Below are 15,451 nucleotides of genomic sequence, written 5' to 3' on the forward strand. Positions count from 1 at the left end.
CATCCTTCTTGAACACTAACGGTATGTAACTGCCATCGTCTCAACCTGAATCAGGAACGAATGGTATTCACTAACCCAAGCATTTGGTCGCCCATGGTGATGGAACGTGAATTAAATTGATAAAGCCGCTGTGCTGCCATCATATCTGTCATCTGCTGCGACATGTCCACATTTGATTGCTCCAATGACTGCGGATGGATTACAGCGCCCTCACCAGCATATGCTTGTATGATTTCGTCTATATCCGCTGCTCCTGAAACAGTAAAGAAATTATCTCCTTCTGCTTCCAAAGCGCTGGGACGTACAGCTTCCACAACAGCCAATTCAGCTTCTGCCGCCTGTTCACCGTCTCTGGTGACCAACAATTGACCTTGATCATTTAATTCAATGGCATCAAACCCGTCTTGGATTTCAATCGGTCCCTCTGTCCCGATAATAGGGTGACCATCGGAAGTTGTCAAGGCAACGCCCCCTCCTTCAACTGGAGAAAGGAAAAAGGAACCGTCTCTCGTATAGACTGTATCCTGCTGCCCATTTTCTACGCGGTTCACTTGAAAAAAAATATTCTCTTCCGTTAATGCAGCATCTAAGCTGCGGTCTGTCTCTATCATGCTTCCCTGCAACTGGTTCAGGTTAATAGCACCTAAACCCGCCCCTGCTCCCACACGTATTCCATCGGGAGTCAGTCTGCCTTCTGCATTTTCAGGAGCATTCAAATTATCAATTTGCTGGCTTAGTAAGGAAGAAAATTCAACTTGTCTGTTTTTATATCCAGTTGTGTTGCTATTGGAAATATTATTGCCAATAACATCAAGCTTGTGCTGGATTTGTTTCATGGTTACTGCTGATTGATTCATAATACGTGACATGTTCAATTTCCCCCTATCCTAATCGGCCAACTTCTGTAACAGCTTTTCCGAGACTCTCATCATATACCCGTAAAACGCGCTGATTACTCTCAAATAACCGATAAGCATTCATCATATCCGTCATGGCTTGTTCGGTATTGACATTCGATTGTTCTAATGCCCCCTGGTGCAATACATACGCTGCATCTGCCGGTACAGCCTCTGCATCCCCTTCAAAAAGATCATTTCCTTCTTTCGTCAGTGTGTTTGCATCCGCTGCATACTGCATACCAATTGTCACATCGCCGCCAGTTGTCGGAATAACGCCCTCTGGGGTAATAGTCTCTATCGTTCCGTCTGTCTGAATGTTATTCCCGTCTTCATCTAAAACATAGTATCCCTGATTCGTCACAAGGAAACCTTCTGCGTCAATCGTAAAATTACCATTTCGCGTATAACGTACATCTCCATCTTCATTTTGAACGGCAAAGAAGATAGCCCCATTTTCATCTGGAACATTTCCCTGCTCGATCGCAACATCTGTCGGCAGTCCCGATTCGTTGATATCCCCTTGCGCAAAATGAGGAATCGTTTCTTGAACATATACGCCTGTATTCATACCGCCCAATTGACGGGATAAAGGAATATTGAAACCTCCTTGCGTGGTCGGGATGGTGTTCCCGCCGCTTTGCTGTATCAATAATTCCGGAAAAGCACGAATTGCCGTTTGATCGGCTTTGTATCCTGGCGTATTTGCATTGGCAATATTATTAGACAATGCTTCCTGCTGCCGCTGCTGCGTTATCATACCACTTGCCGCTCCATATAAACCTCTTAACACAAAGCTTCCTCCTCTGTATGTAAAAGATTAGAGCTGGCAGGGTAATAAAATAAGCAACACATTCTGCCAGCTTCTATTAATGATTAGTTTACACTTCTTTTTTCAAGCTTATCAATATTTTCAAGCATGATTCCCGTTCCCTTTGCAACACAATCCATCGGATCCTCTGCAACAAAGATAGGAACCTTTAATTCTTCCGCCAATAATTGGTCAATTCCATGAAGCAGTGCGCCGCCTCCAGTCAGGATAACGCCCCGGTCAATGATATCTGCGGATAATTCGGGAGGTGTCTGTTCCAGAACTGCTTTAGCTGCCTGAACAATAAGTGCTACAGATTCCATCAACGCCTGTGAAATTTCCTCTGATTCAATCGTTATCGTTCTCGGTAAGCCAGATACCATATCCCGGCCTCTGATATCCATGGATTCTTTACGTGATCCAGGGAACACCGTAGCGACATTGATTTTAATATCTTCTGCAGTACGTTCACCAATAAGCAGTTTGTATTCCTTTTTAATATATTGCAGAATATCCCAGTCAAACTTATCTCCAGCCATTTTAACGGATTGCGAAGTAACAATGCCGCCCATGGACAACACGGCTACATCGGTTGTTCCGCCGCCGATATCTACTACCATGTTTCCGCTTGGCTGATAAATATCCATTCCAGCGCCAATCGCAGCTACTTTAGGCTCTTCTTCTAAGTATATGCGCTTTCCGCCTGACTTCTCTGCTGCTTCTTTAATGGCTTTTTGTTCCACTTTCGTTATGTTTGTCGGGCAGCAAATAAGCATTCTCGGCTTTGACAAAACACCTTTGACATTAATTTTATTTATAAAATATCTTAACATGGCTTCTGTGACATCAAAATCAGCAATAACGCCGTCCTTTAACGGGCGCAGCGCCTCTATATTACCCGGTGTACGTCCAACCATACGGCGGGCTTCTTCTCCAACTTCAAGCACACGGTTCGTATTTCGATCCATGGCAACGACAGATGGTTCATTTAAAACTATTCCTTTTCCTTTTACATGTATCAACACATTTGCGGTACCAAGATCAATCCCAATATCTCTGGAAAACATGAATCTAAATCCTCCTAGCGTTACTATCTTGCACCGTCCTAAGACAAAATGCTACTAGTATACTATTTTACCACAAAACCCGGTAATTAACTGTATGAAAATAAGATTTTTTTATTTTTTTAAGGTGCTTCACCAAAATATCCAGAGGACAAACTACTTTAAAATGTGAAAGTGGAGTAATTAAAAAGGCAAAGTTGACATGATATTTCCTATGTCAACTTTGCCTGAACACTTCTTTGTATTTTTTTAGGCTATGCGTTCCGCTGCAGTTCTCCGGCTGCTTTCACTCTAACCCGTGTGGCATTTCCCGGAAGATAAGCTAAAGGAACGTCCTCTACATCAACAATCACAAGAGTCTCCGAATCTGCACCTGCATTTACTGCTGTTGCTTTTGCCTCCGATTTTGCCGATTCCAGTACATGCTCCCGTCCTACCTCATCTAATAAGTAGATTCTTTCTACTTGTCCGCTGACCTGAGAAATCGCTGAACCAATGGCATTAGCAACACCGGAGTGTTCTGGTCGGAGGACGCGTGAAGCCCCTTTTAATTCAGTTGGTAATAAAATACTCCCGCCGCCGACAAGAATAACAGGAATGGGATCCGCGGTTGTCTTCATTTTGTCAATAGCCTCTTCTACAAGCTCCACCATCTTCTCATAAACTTTATTCAGCCATGACTTATCCAGATGAGCCACTTTGGATGCATCACCTAAATCAACTTTACCAAGCGCTACTGCTACATCTGTTGTTGTCAGTGTATCACCGCCGAAAATCATTGCTTTCTCAGGCAAACGGTACCCGACGCTGTCCGGACCAATTGAAAATGCTTCGTTTTCTTCTGCATGGATAATTGTTCCTCCGCCGAGTCCGATAGAAATTAAGTCAGGCATACGGAAATTCGTTCTTGCTCCTCCAATTTCTACTTCCAGAGAAGATTCCCGCGGAAAAGAATGAATTAATACACCAACATCTGAGGTTGTACCGCCAACATCTACAACAATAGCATCAGACAGGTTCCCTAAATAGGAAGCGCCGCGTAAAGAGTTTGTCGGACCACAGGCAACTGTAAATATCGGGTAACGAACCGCGTAATCAACAGACATTAATGTTCCGTCATTTTGTCCAAAAAATACTTTTGCATCAATATTTTCACTTTTTAACGCATTGATGAACCCGTCTGCAGCTGTTTTCGCTACACGGATTACGGAAGCATTCAAGATTGTTGCATTTTCACGTTCCAGCAGACCGACAGAACCAATTTCAGCAGATAACGAAATGGATACGTCTTCTCCTAATACTTCTTGAAATATTTTCTTTGCTCTCTCCTCATGGTCGGTAGATACAGGAGAAAAAACAGAAGTGATTGCAATAGAATCTACCTCTCCTTTTACTTCATTGGCAATTTTGTATAAATGCGCTTCATCTAAATCAACGATTTCCCTGCCATCAAATTCATGTCCTCCACGTACAAGGTAAACATGCTTTCCAAGCGCCGCACGAAGGTCCTCCGGCACGCCTACCAGCGGTTTCACTGCCAATGTAGCCGGGGCGCCAATACGAACAGCAGCAATGTTGTTTAACCCTTTTCGCTCTACAATAGCGTTTGTACAATGCGTTGTCCCAAGCATGGCATAACGGATGTGTTCAGGAGACACATTTGCCTTTGTAATCACTTCATGCATCGCTGTATAAATTCCAGTTTCTACGTCCTCTGTTGTGGATGATTTTGTTTCGGAAATTACTTGATTATCCTGATCCAGCAAAACAGCATCCGTATGTGTTCCACCTACGTCAATTCCAATACGATACGTACTCATTATTCCGTCTCTCCTTTACGAACTAATTCTTCCACCGGCGTATATTCGACATCGTAGCCAAAATATTTGGGTCCGACTGTTGCAATCCCTTTTTCCGTTCTCCATTTTTCATGGCATGGTATACCAATAACGACACATCTGGAACCATAACGGATTCCTTCTGTGGTAATTGGCAAACCTGTTTCTGCATCAAGTACGGCAATTAAATCTGGTGTCACACAAAGCAATCGCCGATCTGTTTGAGCAAGAAGATGCTCATTTTGAAAACGAAGCTGAAGCATTTCATCTTTATAGTCACCGATTCCTTCAAAGGATGCTGTACCTCTCGCAAAACCAGTTTCTGTTTTCCGATCAATATCTGTTACTTTTCCACGGAATAGTTCAAACCCACCCACTGTTTTCAAAACTTCCTGAATCGCATTGACATTATTTGCTTTAGCAAGGCGAATGGTTTTTCCAATTTCCTCTTCCAACTTTAAAATACCGGCAATTCCGCTATCTTTTAGATTTTTACCTCGCATGGAATACATGGCATTCATTACAGAGCCGCCCATTTGAATGGCAGAAGCACGGGCAATGCGTTCTGTCCAGACGTTATCAATCGTGGATAACAGCGCTGTATTCCCTTTTTCATCGCCGATTACTGCCGGAGTAGCCTGGATACCATCTAAATAGAATGTAACCATCTGCAGTTCAGGAAATGCTCTTCCCATCCCATCTGCATCAACAACAGGCAATCCCCGTCTTGCAGCGAGCGCAAAAGGCAGCATGGAGTTTACTCCTCCCGCTTCAATCGGAAAAGTTGCATAAATGTCTTCTCCAAGAAATTCTTCCAGTTTCCCAAAAACCTCAATCGCTTCTTCTCCACTGGGAACTTTTTCAAGCATGACCGTGGGAGCTCCCATCATGGAAGAGGGAACAACCAAAGCATCCTCTGGAACTTCATCTATATCCAATAAAGTTACTGGTCCATTTTCTTCGATTGCCTGCAGCGCCATCAGCTTTCCGATGTATGGATCTCCGCCTCCGCCTGTTCCAAGCAGTGCTGCACCAACAGCGATATCTTCAATTTCTTGTTTGCCTATTTTTCTCATTTTTTAAGCCTCCATGTTTCCAGAATATAAGTTTTGATTTGTATTATTTCTTTTTTCTAAAGATAAGGGACCCGATATAATAAACGATTCCGCTAATCAATAGCGAGTTAATGGATGGAATACCAATTGTGAGGATATACCCTGCAGCAAAACCCGCTGCCCAGGCAATCAGTGTAACAGGATGCATTTTTTCAACATCTGTGGGCAGCGTCCCTTGTTCTCTGGATTCATCCAAACTTTTACAGTGTGTTTTTAAAATAAAGTACTCTACCACCATAATTCCCGCAATTGGCGGAACAAGTACGCCGAGGAACACTAAGAAATCAACAAAATAATCCAGCATTCCAAGCACGGAAAGCACCGTTCCAATAATACCAATCACTAATGTAACCTTTGCACGGTTAAGCTTTATTTTAAATACGGAATCAAAAATATTTGTAAAGCCGAGAGACGAAGAATACAGATTCAAATTATTAATTTTAACTGTAGATAAAACAACAGCAAATGCTCCAAGCCAGCCGGATGCTTGTACCATAATACTCACTACATCATTCGTCCGGGCAGCAAGTGCCATCAATACAGCTATCATATTGATTCCAAGTTCCCCAATCAGTACCCCGATGGTAGCCATCCAGAATACATCTTTACCACTTTTAGCAAATCGGGTGAAATCTGGTGTAATAACAGCTCCAATGATAAATCCGCCTGCAACCATTGTAGCAGCTGCCCCCATTGTTAAAGGATCACCAGCCGGAGCTGCAGAGAATAATCCATTGATAGAATGCTCACTAAATACATAATAAACACCGACAGCCATTGCTAATAGAAATAATGGTACGGTAATTGTAGCTGTGATACTCAATAATTTAAAACCGAAGATAACGAGTACAGTAACTCCTAATCCTGTAATCGTAGCAGCAGCTGCATGCGGAAGTGCTCCTCCGGTAGCCTGTACCAGACCATCGGCAAACACAGAGTTTTGAACCCCAAACCACCCGATACAGGAAATAGCAATGACGCCTCCGATAATGCTCGATCCGTATCTGCCGAACCCTGTCCATCTTGAAAGCAAACTGGTGGAGAGACCTTCTTTAGCACCTGCATACCCTAAAAGAAAGCTGATAACCTGTAAAATAACACTTCCCAGCATCGTTGCCCAAAAAGCTTGCCAGAATGTCATTCCATAACCCAGCGATGCACCTAAAATAAATTGGGAAATGGTTGCTAATGCTCCTACTCTAATAATCGTAATACTCCAAAGAGACTGCCTTGCCGATCTGGGTACTCTGGATAGTGAATAATCATCTCCAATATTGGTTTTATTCCCCATTTTTTATTCCTCCTTCGTCATTTCATGCTGTTATGATTGGGTTGTTCAGGCAATAGCTGCTGTTTCGTCCAGCTCATTAAAATGTTATTTCTTTCATTCGCTGTAGAATCCTATCAGAGCGCAGGCCAACCACGCAGACTCCTAAGTGGTTGGCAGGCTAAACCCGTGACTCCTGTCACAACGCCTGCACTTGCACGTCCTGGGACTGCGATTACTCGCCCCATCGAAAACATTTGTGCATCGCAGGGCGAGCTGAAGATCCACTTGAAAAGCGATTTTCTTTTCAAGTTAGCTGAAGCCGTCCCCATGGCAGACTAAGACCGCAACGTCCTGGGGTTGCGATTACTCACCCCATCGAAAAGAGTTGTTGCAACGTCTGCACTAGTACGTCCTGGGACTGCGATTACTCGTCCCATCGAAAACATTTGTACGTCGGAAAGCGGAGTGGTTGGCCGGAGCGGAGCTATGCACCATCATCAAGTCCAAAAAGGCCGGATATTTCACCAAAATGCAAGCATGGTAATGAAGAACATGTTCATCTTGGAATAGCAAGAAATATTTGCTTATTCTTAGGTGCGAAAGTTGAGTTAATAACTTATTTTTTAGAAAACTCGGTATATACTTCGCTTGATATTTCATCATTCATGCCTCTGACAGCATTGAGACCTGCGATTACTCGGTCTATTAAAACCGTTGTTGCAATTACTCGTCCTCTCAAAAAGCATTGCGGCTCCTTGCACTAATTAAAATAACGCTGTTTACATGTATTTAAAATGCAATTCCTCTAATAATGATTGCATCAACTGACTTGCCAGCATAATCTGCTCCTCAAAATCAGCCCCGTCGTATAATTTAATCCCCCAAAAGACGCCGTTACCTATCAAAACGAACTGCTTAATAATTCTGTCAATTTCATCAGCCTGCATCTTCGGATAACTATCTCTTAGTATCGAATCTAAGGATGCGACAAGCCATTCATTATATCGCTTCATATGGTCATATAAATATTGCGAGATTCCCGGTATTGGAGAAGTTACTAATGAAATATAAGCATCCGTTCCTTCCATATCTCCTTTATGGTGGTCTGCAATCCCTTCAAACATGGCAGAAAAAATATTCTGAGCAGGCTCCTCCCGCTTCTCATTCAAAATACTTTTCATTTTATCAAAATGGTTATCCAAAAATTGCTTGAATGCCACGATAAACAAATCTTCTTTATTTTTGTAAAAAAAATAAATAGATGCCGGCTTAATACCAACCTCATTGGCTATTTTCCTCATTGTTGCGCCATGATACCCATTTAAAGCATATTGTTTCAGTGCTGCATCAATTAACTTTTTTTGCAATTCCTCACCACCTAACGATTGTTAGATTATTATATTACCTAACGTTCGTTCAGTCAATGAGTTATTTGATAATTTAATTTAAATAAAATCTTCTCCTAATTTGCATTAATAGGAATCATCCTTGATCTATTCGTGATTCTCCTTTGTACAAAGAAATGGCAACAAAAAACAATCCAACTTTTTGTTAAAAATTGGATTGTCTCTATTTTCCTAGCTTCCCTGTGCTTTTGGCCTGCTGGAGGAAGATAGGAATGTTTGTGTGATTTTTGTTTCAGTTAACGGCCCTTCCGTTGGCGGTGTTTTATACTTCTTTCTTGTTGCTTCTCCCCCGCGTAAATGGCGGATGGCTTTGTGATACTCTAAAATTTCTTTTACTTCCAGTGCCAGTTTGGGATTGATTTCCGGCAGGCGCTCTGTTAAATCCTTATGGACCGTACTTTTGGATACGCCAAATTCTTTTGCAATGGTGCGGACTGTTTTTCTGGTTTCTACAACATGCCTCCCTATTTTAATTGTCCTTTCTTTGATGTAATCATGCACACCGTTCGCCCCCCTAAGTTGTAATTCCGAGGTGTCGTTTGGACAGGGTGTATGTTTTGGGATAGGACTTATAAAAGGATGTTCAAAAAATCCTCTGAAAATGACACATCGAAATTCTACGTTAGCTTGCTTTTCCGCTAACGTTGCGTTTTTAGCCGACTCGGTCCTTTTCATTGCACTTTTTTGAACACATACTATAATAAGCGGTTGACTATTTTTATGTAGTCATTGGTATATAAAAAAAGGGTTCCACTTTAGATGAAGGATACTTCTAAATCACATGTCTTTTCACCTCAGACAGTTCGATTGCATGGTTTGTAATATCATCATATTAAAAAAAACGTTCCTTTATGCTTAAGATTTGTACAAATAATTTCCGGGACAAGATGTATTTTCAAAAGTTCGTTCCTGTATTGCTTTAAAGGATGTTCAAAAAAGCCAATAAAAAACCGGCAATGAAGGATTCATCACCGGTTTTTTTGGTTTCCCAAGCATTTTTTATTATTCTTCTGAATTGTCCAATTCTACATCAATTTCTTCATCTGCTTCTTCGTCTTCATCACTTGGTACTTCTTCTTGCTCTGCTTCTTCTGCGTCTTCTGTATCTTCTTCAGGCTCTGTTACATCTTCTCCTGAAGTCGGTTCATCACTTACTGCTTCATCCTCTTCCGCACTCTCTTCTACGACAATGCTGGATGCCGGCTGTTCAAAGTAGCTTTCAGGATTCACTTCTTTGCCGTCTTTACGGATTTCAAAATGCACGTGTGTTCCGTTGTCTTTACCAAACAAGTTTTTTCCAGCTGTTCCCAGCTTGTCTCCTTGTTCAACCTTATCGCTGACAGTGACAGCTACATCTTCAAGACTAGCATAATACGTTTTTAAATCTTCACTATGAGATAAAACAACCACGTTGCCTAGTAATGGGTCTTCCTTCACTTCTTCTACTGTTCCACTGATAGAAGCCAAAACATCAAATGATTCTGCATCTGCTGCTGCGATATCTACTCCTGTACTTTGATAGTAACGATTGTTGTAAAGTACAAGTGCATTTTCTCTGTCTTCTTGTTCTGCGTTGTAGTCAAAAAATTTAGTTACGATTTCTGCTTCATCTGTGTTTTCAAGCGGCATTCCTACCAATTCCTGCTGGTCAACTACCGGAACGGAATCTTCTTCATTCATTACTGGAAGATATTCTTCCTCTCCATTTCTTTGATCAGCCGGTTCTGAAACATCAGATCCTGCATTTTGATACCAAACGACTGCTGCTAATAAAACAGCTGCGATACTTAAATACATTGCTGGGAAAAACCATTTCTTGCGGAAAATTTGGCTCCATTTATTTTTTGGGCCTTTGAATTCCTCTTTCATTTTCATCACCTCTGCAACCATTGTGAGCAGAAAAAGAGAATTATATACATGGCTATGAAAAAATTTTTTTGATTTTCATAATAAGTAGTTTATGCAGAGGTTTTCATAGATAGGTTATTTCCCTTTTATCCTGGTTTAAGATAGAAGGAAAAGCTTCATCGCAGCAGCTTCAAAAGCATCTGATTCTCAAACCATATGAAGCAGTTTTTTGCACATGAATAGAAAAGACATTGATAGGCTTACCCTATTTTTTTGATAAAAAATCCCCCGTCTCAGTTAGAAACGAGGGTTGGTGCTATTTCACCTATCTGGCTGATTTCAACATCTGTGTAATAGTGATGAATGATTTCTTCATAGTTTTTACCTTCTGCCGCCATGCCATTTGCTCCGTATTGACTCATGCCGACACCATGCCCATAGCCTTGTGTTGTAAAAATCAAATGGCTGTCACTCTGTTCAATGGCAAAGTCACTGGATCTTAAGCCCAATTTATCGCGAAAATCCGGACCAGTAAATGCATTTCCGGCAACGGTTATTTCATCTACTCTGCCGCTGTCTGTATGGCTGATCTCCATCGGAATGGCCTTATCATCCTGAAGCGGGATTTCTAAAGCCTCGGATACCTCTGCGACAGTCAGCGTTGTCTGCTGGGTGAATTCTGGTGACGCTTCATCCCAAGGACTCTCTACACTGCGTAGGTAGGCAACCTCGCCTTCCCAATAATCCTCTGAATTTTCCGTGTATCCATTGCTGGTGGAGAAGAAGGAGGCCGTAATCGGCGCACTATTGTAAGTAATAATCTGCCCTTCTGTCTCTTTCACCGCTTGATTTATTTTGTTCATTTTTTCATGATATTCTGCTCCCCACTGTTCTTGGAGCTCCTGTTCACTTTTATATACTTGATGCTGTGTCGAATCGGTCAGGTCATAGCTGTCGTTTTTCTCGCCGTTTAATAAAAAGTTAACTGTAAATGTTCTTGCAGCAATCGCCTGTGCTTTTAATGCCTCCAGTTCAAACTCTGCCGGCATCTCCGAAGAAACCACACCAGCGACATATTGCTCTACCGGAACATTTTCCACTTCTTCATTACTCACGCGCATGACAGAAACATTGAATGGAGAAGCCCCGACTTCTACTGCTTCGTCGCTGGTTGCTGTCTCTTCTGGAGGATTTTCTGGCTCATCCTCTTCATCTGGCTTTGCTTCCTCCTTATTGTCTACCGTCTCTGAGCCTACGCTAATTTGATTCTCTGTCTTAGACATTTGCACAACTACTGTCGGGACAGCAAGAATAAAAATTATCATAACCATAAAAACCGTGATGACTATCTGCTTCCAAGGAGACGGGCGCTGAGGCTTATAATGCACTGATTTCCGATTAGAAAAAGGTACGATTTTCTGCATTGGCTGGTTCGATATCCTGTTTTTCTGCTTCAATTGCTTCATTTTCTTATGAATTGCTGTGTTTTTCCGTTTATATTTTTTGTTATACACGTTCCTCCTCCTTTTCTTAAGAGTGATAAGCTGTTTATATCTATCATGCCTACTATTAAATCTATACATTTTGCCGGCAAAATAGACCTTTTCTTAAGAAAAAATGTGAGAAGTACGTTATGCAAATGGAAAATTAAAAAGGAAACTTTATTCAGCGGGGAGGTTTTGCGACCCTGCGGAATAAGGGTTAAAAACTTGGTGCGTGACATTCTCGGACCGCGATTACCAATGTTGTCAGGTTAAAACGCCGCTGCGACGGGTTTTGGTGGGGTGAGTAATCGCAACCCCAGAAAAACACTACGCTAGATAGGTTTTATTACTATCTGTATCAAAACTAATAAAATTCACTAATCTAAAAGCATTGCTTCCATTACGCGTCCCATCGAAAACCATTGCAATCAGGCGTTCCGCCAAAAACATTTATGGTATCGTCTATAGTAAAACATCGTATCCAACAAGAAATTTGGACAGGCTTCCATTATCTCACTTATCAAAAAATTTCGCTTTTATGATATACACACAAAAAACCATAGAAGGGCTCTATTGTTTAAGAGTTTCCATGGTTTCTCCTGCTATGATTGGATTTCTTCTTCGACAATTTCTTTTGTCCGCTGCGGTCCTGTTGTCAGGCTGTCTTGATAATTTTTATCATAGAGGTGACAGGCTACACGATGCCCGGGATCTATCTCTTGCCATACCGGCTTGACGTCCTTGCATATCTCCATTGCCATGGGGCATCTTGTTCGAAATACACAGCCAGAGGGCGGGTTGATAGGGCTTGGCAATTCGCCTTCTAAAATAATCCGCTCTCTCTTTTCTTCTATATCCGGATCTGGGATCGGGATAGCTGATAGCAGGGCTTTGGTATAAGGATGCAATGGATTTTCATAGAGCGCTTCTCCGCTTGTTTCCTCTACTAAATTCCCTAGATACATTACGCCGATCCGGTCTGAAAATTGCTTTACCATCGATAGGTCATGGGCAATAAATAAGAACGTCAGCCCTTTTTCCCGCTGCAGCCGCTTCATCAGATTGACGACCTGCGCCTGCACAGAAACGTCCAATGCAGAGATAGGCTCATCCGCAATAATAAAGTCCGGGTTTAGCGCGAGCGCTCTTGCAATTCCGATTCGCTGGCGCTGTCCGCCGCTGAACTCATGTGGATAGCGGTTCACATGATCCCGGCTGAGCCCTACCTCTTCCAACAGTTCATATATCCGGTTCATCAGGTCTTTTTTCTTCTTAAAAACCCCATGTACCTCCAGCGGCTCAGAGATAATTTCCCTAATGGTAGACCGGGGATTCAGCGAAGCATAGGGGTCCTGAAAAATCATCTGCATCTTACGGTAGAGAGCGAATTGTTCCTTTTCCGTCAACCCATGGACATTTTCATAATTAAACCAAACATCCCCGCTTGTTTTTTCATATAATCCTAGAATCGTGCGGCCGATGGTAGATTTTCCGCAGCCGGATTCGCCAACCAGCCCATACGTTTCCCCTTTAAAAATATGAAAAGATACATCATTAACAGCTTTTAAAATATCTGACCTCCCGACATCAAAGTATTTCACTAGATTTTTTACTTCCAGGATTTTATCTTCCATCTCCTCACCTCCAGTATCTTCTTGCTGCGCAGAGCTCCTTTTCATACTCGGTCCCTTTTAAAGGCGTGATTTCCACCCCTTTTCCGGTTTGCGGGGAATGCAGCATTTCTCCATTTCCTTTATAGATGCCGACATGATGGATGGCTCCTTTCCCTTCCTGATAGGCAAAGAAAAGCAAATCTCCCGGCTTGAGGGCATCGATTGCAATTTCTTCTCCCGCCCTCGCCTGGTCTCCCGCATCCCGGGCAATCCAGTAACCATTTGCTTTATGTGCAGCATAGGCCAGACCGGAACAATCATAGCCGAAGGAGCTCATTCCTCCCCAGAAATAATCCAATCCGATGAAGGGAAGAGCTGCAGTGACAATATCTGCTCCGCTGCCCTGTTTTATCCCGTCCTCTTTTGTCACGGTGACTGTTTTTTCTTTGGCGATCTGCTGCTTTCCGGATGGTGTTTGTACATAAACATGTGCTTCCCTCTCCCCTAAATAAGGCAGTATCGTTAAATAACTCAGCTGGATGCGCGTGTCTTTCGCCGGGTCTTCCAGCCAGGCATTGTCTGTCGTCACCACAATATATTTATCCTGAAGCCATGCTTCTTTATCCACGCTTGTCAATTGCCGGAGAGGGATATATCCAGGATAGCCTCTGGAATCTTTTTTGGACGGCTGGAACGGAGCAATCACATGCGCCCAGTCTCCCTCTTCTTCTAAAACGATAACAGGCTCGCCATATAGCGTTTGCGATTGTACGCGATTTTCATTACATAGTGCCAAGCTTTCCTCATAGGTTAAGGAATTGACCCATTTTAATATATCTGTAGGATGGGAGGTTCCATCTTTATCCTCTGCTCTGGCTGCCTGCGGATTGGTCCAAATTGTTGCAGCCTGTACATTTGTTACATGGAATGTTTTCGGAAGCTCCTTCAACAACTGCTGCATTCTACCAGCTCCCTTCCCTTTTGATTGTTTGCAGATAAGCTTTCTTCACTGATTTTATCCCGAGTCCGGATTGATTTGAAAACGTAATTTGATTTCCCTTTCCCTGATACTGGATACCGCCTTCCAAAATATCATCGGACAGCATCAGCGGCGCATCAAAATCAAAGCGGATCACCGCCGGATGACTGGCTGCAAAATGAGCTGCTGCGGTAATGCCCAGCTTGGTCTCTATCATGCTTCCGACCATACATGAGACACCAAAATCCTGAGCCAGGTTCGCGATTTTTATAGCCTGATGGATTCCGCCGGACTTCATCAATTTAATATTGATTAAATCTGCCGCCCCCATTTCCAGCACACGGCGTGCATCCTGTGTGGAAAATACCGCTTCGTCAGCCATAATTGGTGTTGTGGTACGTTCGGTAATATATTTGAGCGCCTGCACATCATGTGCCGGCACAGGCTGCTCTACCAATTCCAAATTTAATCCCAGCTCTTCCATTTGTGTAATAGCTTTCACAGCCTCTTTCGCCGTCCAGCCCTGGTTGGCATCTAACCGTATCAGCACATCCTCTCCTGCAGCTTTCCTGATAGCAGCTACCCGTTCTATATCTTTTTCTGCCGGGTCCTTGCCTACTTTCACCTTTAAAATCCGAAACCCATTCTCTTTATATAATTTTGCATCCTGCTCCATCTGTTCCGTCTCATTCACGCTGACCGTATAATCATTTTCAATCTGCGAACGATAGCCTCCCAGGTATTGATATAAAGGCTGTTCGGCTGCTTGAGCAAGACAATCATACAATGCCATATCCACTGCAGCCTTGGCGCTTGTATTGCCTGTGATTGCTTTCTCTAAACGGGCAAATACAGCTGCATAAGAACATAATGATGCATCGATTATAACCGGACGGAGCACTTTATCCATTGCATAATGGATGCTCGCCAGGCTTTCCCCTGTAATAACATGTGTCGGCGGGGCTTCTCCCCAGCCAGTGATGCCATTATCGCAGGTTATTTTCACAACTATACTTTCCGCAATGGTTACTGTGCGCAACGCTGTTTTAAATGGGGTATGCAATGGAATCGAGCTATGATAAAGTTCCAAATCAACAATCTTCATGCTAAACAGCCCTTTCTATGTG

Annotated in this window: 14 protein-coding genes; all 14 read right to left on the reverse strand. The window is 42.7% G+C overall.

Annotated features, from left to right (window positions below; translation table 11 throughout):
* Window positions 1-50 precede the first annotated feature (50 nt).
* Window positions 51-869: a flagellar hook-basal body protein gene (locus ACW0TQ_RS11005; RefSeq protein WP_455725659.1), complete on the reverse strand. Its 819-nt coding sequence runs from the start codon at window positions 867-869 to the stop codon at window positions 51-53.
* A 13-nt stretch (window positions 870-882) separates the two neighbouring features.
* A complete protein-coding gene (locus tag ACW0TQ_RS11010; protein WP_042529556.1) occupies window positions 883-1,689 on the reverse strand; it encodes a flagellar hook-basal body protein in 807 nt (268 codons plus the stop codon).
* Window positions 1,690-1,772: 83 nt separating this feature from the next.
* Entirely contained in the window at window positions 1,773-2,774 is a 1,002-nt protein-coding gene (gene mreB, locus ACW0TQ_RS11015; RefSeq protein WP_042529553.1) for a rod shape-determining protein, read from the reverse strand.
* Window positions 2,775-3,025: 251 nt separating this feature from the next.
* Window positions 3,026-4,591, reverse strand: a complete 1,566-nt coding sequence (locus ACW0TQ_RS11020; RefSeq protein ID WP_455725660.1) for an ROK family protein — start codon at window positions 4,589-4,591, stop codon at window positions 3,026-3,028.
* On the reverse strand, window positions 4,591-5,685 hold the full coding sequence (locus ACW0TQ_RS11025) for an S-methyl thiohydantoin desulfurase family protein (RefSeq protein WP_341173356.1): 1,095 nt from the start codon (window positions 5,683-5,685) through the stop codon (window positions 4,591-4,593). The genes ACW0TQ_RS11020 and ACW0TQ_RS11025 overlap by 1 nt, the downstream gene beginning before the upstream one ends.
* Before the next feature lie 43 nt (window positions 5,686-5,728).
* Window positions 5,729-7,015: a purine-cytosine permease family protein gene (locus ACW0TQ_RS11030; RefSeq protein WP_455725661.1), complete on the reverse strand. Its 1,287-nt coding sequence runs from the start codon at window positions 7,013-7,015 to the stop codon at window positions 5,729-5,731.
* Window positions 7,016-7,610: 595 nt separating this feature from the next.
* Window positions 7,611-7,733, reverse strand: coding sequence for a hypothetical protein (locus ACW0TQ_RS11035; protein WP_256705208.1), 123 nt, complete (start codon window positions 7,731-7,733; stop codon window positions 7,611-7,613).
* Between the two features lie 40 nt (window positions 7,734-7,773).
* Complete coding sequence (locus ACW0TQ_RS11040; protein WP_341173358.1) at window positions 7,774-8,361, reverse strand: TetR/AcrR family transcriptional regulator; 588 nt, start codon at window positions 8,359-8,361, stop codon at window positions 7,774-7,776.
* A 210-nt stretch (window positions 8,362-8,571) separates the two neighbouring features.
* Window positions 8,572-8,901, reverse strand: coding sequence for a sporulation transcriptional regulator SpoIIID (gene spoIIID, locus ACW0TQ_RS11045; RefSeq protein WP_042529541.1), 330 nt, complete (start codon window positions 8,899-8,901; stop codon window positions 8,572-8,574).
* A gap of 501 nt (window positions 8,902-9,402) precedes the next feature.
* A complete protein-coding gene (gene spoIIQ, locus ACW0TQ_RS11050) occupies window positions 9,403-10,269 on the reverse strand; it encodes a stage II sporulation protein SpoIIQ (RefSeq protein ID WP_042529539.1) in 867 nt (288 codons plus the stop codon).
* 272 nt (window positions 10,270-10,541) lie between these two features.
* On the reverse strand, window positions 10,542-11,762 hold the full coding sequence (spoIID, locus tag ACW0TQ_RS11055) for a stage II sporulation protein D (protein ID WP_341173359.1): 1,221 nt from the start codon (window positions 11,760-11,762) through the stop codon (window positions 10,542-10,544).
* A 572-nt stretch (window positions 11,763-12,334) separates the two neighbouring features.
* Window positions 12,335-13,366, reverse strand: coding sequence for an ABC transporter ATP-binding protein (locus ACW0TQ_RS11060; RefSeq protein WP_256705212.1), 1,032 nt, complete (start codon window positions 13,364-13,366; stop codon window positions 12,335-12,337).
* 4 nt (window positions 13,367-13,370) lie between these two features.
* Window positions 13,371-14,306, reverse strand: a complete 936-nt coding sequence (locus tag ACW0TQ_RS11065; protein ID WP_193064697.1) for a C40 family peptidase — start codon at window positions 14,304-14,306, stop codon at window positions 13,371-13,373.
* A 1-nt stretch (window position 14,307) separates the two neighbouring features.
* Window positions 14,308-15,429: a mandelate racemase/muconate lactonizing enzyme family protein gene (locus ACW0TQ_RS11070; RefSeq protein WP_256705214.1), complete on the reverse strand. Its 1,122-nt coding sequence runs from the start codon at window positions 15,427-15,429 to the stop codon at window positions 14,308-14,310.
* Window positions 15,430-15,451: the final 22 nt, after the last annotated feature.

It is taken from the genome of Oceanobacillus sp. M60 (genome assembly GCF_053839645.1).

What these genes read in the sequence shown, in the direction of transcription:
- ACW0TQ_RS11005 (WP_455725659.1), bottom strand. Translation starts at nt 869, where the DNA reads ATGTCACGTATTATGAATCAATCAGCAGTAACCATGAAACAAATCCAG.
- mreB (WP_042529553.1), bottom strand. Translation starts at nt 2,774, where the DNA reads ATGTTTTCCAGAGATATTGGGATTGATCTTGGTACCGCAAATGTGTTG.
- ACW0TQ_RS11020 (WP_455725660.1), bottom strand. Translation starts at nt 4,591, where the DNA reads ATGAGTACGTATCGTATTGGAATTGACGTAGGTGGAACACATACGGAT.
- ACW0TQ_RS11025 (WP_341173356.1), bottom strand. Translation starts at nt 5,685, where the DNA reads ATGAGAAAAATAGGCAAACAAGAAATTGAAGATATCGCTGTTGGTGCA.
- ACW0TQ_RS11030 (WP_455725661.1), bottom strand. Translation starts at nt 7,015, where the DNA reads ATGGGGAATAAAACCAATATTGGAGATGATTATTCACTATCCAGAGTA.
- spoIIQ (WP_042529539.1), bottom strand. Translation starts at nt 10,269, where the DNA reads ATGAAAGAGGAATTCAAAGGCCCAAAAAATAAATGGAGCCAAATTTTC.
- ACW0TQ_RS11060 (WP_256705212.1), bottom strand. Translation starts at nt 13,366, where the DNA reads ATGGAAGATAAAATCCTGGAAGTAAAAAATCTAGTGAAATACTTTGAT.
- ACW0TQ_RS11065 (WP_193064697.1), bottom strand. Translation starts at nt 14,306, where the DNA reads ATGCAGCAGTTGTTGAAGGAGCTTCCGAAAACATTCCATGTAACAAAT.
- ACW0TQ_RS11070 (WP_256705214.1), bottom strand. Translation starts at nt 15,429, where the DNA reads ATGAAGATTGTTGATTTGGAACTTTATCATAGCTCGATTCCATTGCAT.